The 4508-nt window shown below is 71.3% G+C and carries 7 protein-coding genes and 3 pseudogenes; 6 read left to right on the forward strand and 4 right to left on the reverse strand.

From position 1 onward, the window contains the following. Window positions 1-478 (reverse strand): hemerythrin domain-containing protein (locus tag PV341_RS43920; protein ID WP_500360849.1); only part of this gene is annotated, 478 nt, incomplete at its 3' end. Between the two features lie 85 nt (window positions 479-563). Beyond that, on the reverse strand, window positions 564-1085 hold the full coding sequence (locus PV341_RS43925; protein WP_500332206.1) for a zinc-binding metallopeptidase family protein: 522 nt from the start codon (window positions 1083-1085) through the stop codon (window positions 564-566). On the opposite strand from PV341_RS43925, the pseudogene PV341_RS43930 reads away from it, so the two are divergent. Then, window positions 1060-1430: pseudogene (locus PV341_RS43930) on the forward strand (SDR family oxidoreductase); the annotation flags it as partial. The gene PV341_RS43925 and the pseudogene PV341_RS43930 overlap by 26 nt on opposite strands. Window positions 1431-1475: 45 nt before the next feature. Continuing rightward, window positions 1476-1684: pseudogene (locus PV341_RS43935) on the forward strand (DUF5133 domain-containing protein). Here the strand turns inward: PV341_RS43935 and PV341_RS43940 are convergent. Then, window positions 1665-1802: a hypothetical protein gene (locus PV341_RS43940; protein ID WP_500332216.1), complete on the reverse strand. Its 138-nt coding sequence runs from the start codon at window positions 1800-1802 to the stop codon at window positions 1665-1667. The pseudogene PV341_RS43935 and the gene PV341_RS43940 sit on opposite strands and share 20 nt — an antisense overlap. Window positions 1803-1894: 92 nt before the next feature. Further along, the gene (locus PV341_RS43945) at window positions 1895-2221 is read right to left on the reverse strand and encodes a plasmid stabilization protein (protein WP_500323967.1); all 327 of its coding nucleotides are present in this window, start codon (window positions 2219-2221) and stop codon (window positions 1895-1897) included. A 345-nt stretch (window positions 2222-2566) separates the two neighbouring features. Between PV341_RS43945 and PV341_RS43950 the strand changes: the two genes are divergently transcribed. The 4 genes and pseudogenes from PV341_RS43950 to PV341_RS43965 form a co-directional block, all read left to right on the forward strand. Further along, window positions 2567-3247: a nucleotidyltransferase family protein gene (locus PV341_RS43950; RefSeq protein ID WP_500332205.1), complete on the forward strand. Its 681-nt coding sequence runs from the start codon at window positions 2567-2569 to the stop codon at window positions 3245-3247. Beyond that, entirely contained in the window at window positions 3244-3492 is a 249-nt protein-coding gene (locus PV341_RS43955; protein WP_500332204.1) for a BON domain-containing protein, read from the forward strand. The genes PV341_RS43950 and PV341_RS43955 overlap by 4 nt, the downstream gene beginning before the upstream one ends. Beyond that, window positions 3489-4259, forward strand: a complete 771-nt coding sequence (locus tag PV341_RS43960; protein ID WP_500332203.1) for a metallophosphoesterase family protein — start codon at window positions 3489-3491, stop codon at window positions 4257-4259. Before PV341_RS43955 ends, PV341_RS43960 begins: the two co-directional genes overlap by 4 nt. Window positions 4260-4325: 66 nt before the next feature. Next, window positions 4326-4508: pseudogene (locus tag PV341_RS43965) on the forward strand (endonuclease); the annotation flags it as partial.

A 4508-nucleotide genomic window follows, 5' to 3' on the forward strand; every position in this document is an offset into this window, starting at 1 on the left:
GGGTGTCCGGGGCGCTGGGGTGCGGGCGGGTCGGGGCGACCTTCTTGGCCCGGCGGACCTGGTCCCCGAGCTCGTTGAGCTGCTCGGGCGAGCATGCCTGCGCCAGGCTTGGGAAGAGCTGATGCTCCTCCTCCCTCACGTGCTCGGTGACGTCGGTGACCAGCTTCTGCACCATCCGGTCGAAACGGGAGTCGTCGACGTCGATGTCCTCCAGGTCCTTGAGGACCTGTTCGACCTCGGCGTGTTCCTGGATCTCCTTGTCGGCCAGGGCGTCCCCGCCGGGCAGGTGCTTCCGGACGGCCGGGTACAGGTACATCTCCTCGGCCACCGAGTGGCGCACCAGCTCGATGGTGACCTCGTCGAGCACGTTCCGGAGTTCCTTGTCACCCGCGGGCAGAGCTCGCAGACGGGCGAAGTACTCCTCCACCTCGCGGTGGTCGGCCGTGAGTTCTGCGATGACGTTTCCGCCGTGTCCCATCACATGGCTCCCTTCCGGGTCGGCGTGCGGTCGACGGTCTTCTTTGGGGCTGTTTCCCGGTCGCAGGCCGGGTACGCCCCCTTTGTCAGCCATCCGGACGACGATGTTCGGCCCAGGCCGCCACGGGGACTCGTGGATCGACCAGGACGTCGGCTGCGGTGCACGCCAGCGCCTGGGCCGCGGCCAGCATCACCTCCCGGGCGCGGGAGCCGTCCCCGGCGGCGGCGAACTGCGGTGTGTGGTCGGAACCGTCCGCCCCCGTGATGGCCAGGAACGGGTGGATGGTGGGCAGACTGGTGCTGACCGTGCCGACGTCCGAGGAGCCAAGGTAGACGCCCGGCAACGGCTCGCCCGCCTGGAGGCCCGCCCGGGCCAGGTGGGCGGTGAACAGTGAGGACAGGACGGCGCTGTTGCGGAAATGGTCGTAGCCGGTGTCGGCGGTGGTGGTCTCCGCTCGGGTGCCGGTGGCCCGCGCCACCCCCTGCGCGCAGTCGGCCAGGGTGTCCGCCAGCTCGTCGCGGGCGCGCGTGGTCGCCCCGCGCAGGGCGAACAGGCCCTCCGCGTCGAAGATGGCCCTCGAGTATCTCGCCGCCGGCGGCTCGATCATCAACACCAGGCCCGTGCAGGCCTACAAGCCCAGTCCTCATCTGCTGGACTACGCCATGAGAAGGCGGCGATCGTCAACTTCACCCAGGGACTGGCCCAGATGGTCGCCTCCAAGGGGATCCGGGTGAACGCGGTCGCCCCGGGGCCGGTGTGGACCCCGCTCATTCCGGCGACCCTCCCGGATACCACCGAGTTCGGGAAGCAGTCCCCGCTCGGCCGCCCCGCCCAGCCGGCCGAGATGGCCCCGGCGTACGTCTTCCTCGCCTCCCAGCGCGCCAGCTACGTCACCGCCGAGGTCGTCACCGCCGAGGTCGTCAACGCCACGGGCGGTACGGCACTGCCCTGAGGAGCGGCACGAGCCGCCACCGACCGGGAAGTTTGAGGAGATGCCGTGCTGATGGCCCACCCCGCCGCCTGACCGACCTGGTAGACCGCTACCGGACCCTCAGCCTGCTCAACACCGGGGACCCCGAGGTCCGCCGACGGCTCGACGACGTCGCATACACCCTCTGCGTGGCCACCGGTACCAGCGACATCGACGCCGCCCTGCTCGCCGCCCGCCTCCGCCTGCCGGGCGGCATCAGTCCTCCGCGGCCATGAGGTGGATATGGCAGCGCACCCTGCCGTCCGGCAGGTCCATCAGTGTGCCCGGTCCGCACCGCCACACCGCCGGGCCGGCTCCACGCCACTCGACCAGGTCGGGGTCGGTCGCGCGCACGTGTCGGCCGCCGGCTTCTGATGGCGGATAGACGATCACTCGGCGTGTCATGGGTCCGACCCGCGAATCGGCGGGACCGCCCCCGCGTGCGCTCAGCTGTCGCCGAGGGCGCGTTGGAGTTCGGCCTTGTTCATGTGGGAGCGACCGTCGACGTTGCGGCGCTTGGCCTCGGCGTAGAGCTGGTCGCGAGTGGGTCCCTGGGAACCCTTGCCGGAGCGCTGTCCGCCGCGTTTGCCCGAGGACATGTCCTCGATGGAGGAGCGGCTGGCGGTCTTGGATTCACCCGCCCGGGCGCGTTCCTTGTTGACCGTACGGGCGGCGATCTCCTTGGCCCGCTTCTCGCTCTCGCCCCGGTTCTCGGCACTCTCCTTGATGTGCTCGTACTGCCGCTCCCGCTTGCGGCTCGACCCTGCGGGCACTCGCAACGGATTGAGCGAACCGGAGGGGCTTCGCGGCACACGATTCCCGGCGGAGCCCGACCGTCTTCCATGTCAGGGGCTATGTCAGGGGCGGCAAGGGCGCGCGCCACCGCGCCTCCTTCGCGTGCCCGGCCCCTATCTCGGCAAACACAGATCGATCGACGGGGAGCGCTTCTGCGCATGCTCCGCACCGGACGTCCGCCGCGCGGCTGAACCTGCTGCGAGGTGCGAGCGCCGGGAGCGTGCCAAGGCCGCAGGTGGGTACGCGCCCGAAGGAGCACGCGCATGCCCCGCCCGACACCGGAGGCAGATGGAGCGGGGTTAGCCAGGACGGAGACCCGGGTCATGAACGATGCCGACGCCGCCCACACGCAGGCCCGGCTGCGCCTGGCCGCCGAAGAGGGCGCGCCCGAAAAGGGCGCCGCGCACGTGGAGTCCACGGGAGGAGCCTCCCTGCCGGCGGACCACACCCAGGCCATCCTGGAGACCACCAAGCGCGTGGCGACCGTGCTGAAGGCAGCGGGCCTGCCCTTCGCGCTGACCGGTAGCGTCGCGGCCTACGCGCACGGAGTGCCCGGCAGCCTGCAGCACGACACAGACTTCTGCGTGCGCCGTGAGGACGGCGAGGCGGTACTGGCGGCACTGGCTGACGACGGCGTGCAGGCCGTCCCCGCTCCGGAGGACTGGCTGGTCAAGGCACGTGCGGGCGGCGAGGACATCGACCTGATCTTCGAGCTCGGACGCCGGCCGGTGACCACCGAACTCCTGCAGAGCGCCCCGGTGCTGCCGGTGGATTCCGTACGCATGCCCGTCCTGCCGCCCACCGAGCTGCTGAGCACCCTCCTCAGCGCTCTGACCGAGCAGCACTGCGACCTCGGCGCGCTGCTGCCCCTGGCGAGAACTCTGCGCGAGCGCATCGACTGGGACCGGATACGCGCGCACTACCATGCGGAGCCCCTGCCCGACGCCTTCCTCTACCTCCTCGAACGCCTGGGCGTCATCGCACCCAGGGAGGTGGCGTCATGACCGCCGCGGACGACTACCTCATCGAGCGACTGCGCCGCCGCCTGGCCGGTGACGAGGTGGCCGAGCTCGGCGTCCGCGTCGAGGAGCGCGGCGGCGCTGTGGTGCTGTCGGGCACCGTGTCCGACGCTATGTCCCGCGACGCGATCATGCGGATCGCCGGGGAGGTGTCCGGAGGCTCGCCCGTCGTCTGCGATCTGCGGATCACGAGCTCCGCGGCTCCCGACCACGCCGAGGACCTCCCGTGATCCGCGTGGCCGCCGTCGGAGACATCCACTTGGGCGAGGACAGCCGCGGCACCCTCCGGCCGGCCTTCGACACGCTGCCCGAGTGTGCCGACGTCCTGCTGCTCGCCGGCGATCTCACCCGGCACGGGACCGTGGAGGAGGCCGCGGTCGTCGCCGGCGAGGTCGCCGGGCTGCAGGTGCCCGTCGTGGCCGTCCTGGGCAACCACGACTACCACAGCGGACAGGAGGCGGAGGTGACAGACGTGCTCACCGCGGCGGGGGTCACCGTCCTGGAGGGAGAGGGCACGGTCGTCGACCTCGGCGGCACGCGGCTGGCCGTCGCCGGCACCAAGGGCTTCGGCGGCGGCTTCGCCGGACGGAGCGCCGGCGAGTTCGGAGAACCGGAGATGAAGGCCTTCGTCGCCCTGACGCGCCGCTGCGCGACGGGTCTGCGCACATCGCTCGAGCAACTGCCGCGGGACGAGGGCACGGTACGGGTGGCGCTCACGCACTTCTCCCCGGTGGCGGACACGCTGGCCGGGGAACCCCCGGAGATCCATCCCTTCCTCGGCAGTTACCTCCTGGCGGAGGCGATCGACGAGGGTGGCGCCGACCTGGCCGTGCACGGCCACGCGCACCGTGGTGTCGAGCGGGGCATGACGGCAGGGGGCGTACGTGTCCGCAACGTGGCGCAGCCCGTGATCGACCGGGCCTTCGCCGTCTACCGGCTGCACCCCTCGGGTGAGTCGGCGGCGGGCGATGAAGGGCGGGGGCGCTACGCCGTGTAGGGCGCGGGTGGCCGGGTAGCAGCGGGGCCTGAGGCGATGCTTCGCTTCCCGAGAAGGTGATGTGTGATGACCGGGACCACCGGACCCCGGGACCGTGCGAAGGACAAGGCGACGGTCGAGGCCTTGCTGGACAGCGAGGGCCACACCTACGCCGAGGACGCCGGCATCAAGCTGAAGAACACCCCGCAGCCGCTCTACCAGGCGCTGGTGGCAGCCTGCCTGCTCAGTGCCCGGATCAAGGCGTCCGTG

The organism is Streptomyces sp. PA03-1a (assembly GCF_033792805.1).
GTDB lineage: Bacteria > Actinomycetota > Actinomycetes > Streptomycetales > Streptomycetaceae > Actinacidiphila.

Coding starts and splice junctions, on each gene's coding strand:
- PV341_RS43925 (WP_500332206.1), bottom strand. CDS start 1,085: ATGATCGAGCCGCCGGCGGCGAGATACTCGAGGGCCATCTTCGACGCG.
- PV341_RS43950 (WP_500332205.1), top strand. CDS start 2,567: ATGAACGATGCCGACGCCGCCCACACGCAGGCCCGGCTGCGCCTGGCC.
- PV341_RS43955 (WP_500332204.1), top strand. CDS start 3,244: ATGACCGCCGCGGACGACTACCTCATCGAGCGACTGCGCCGCCGCCTG.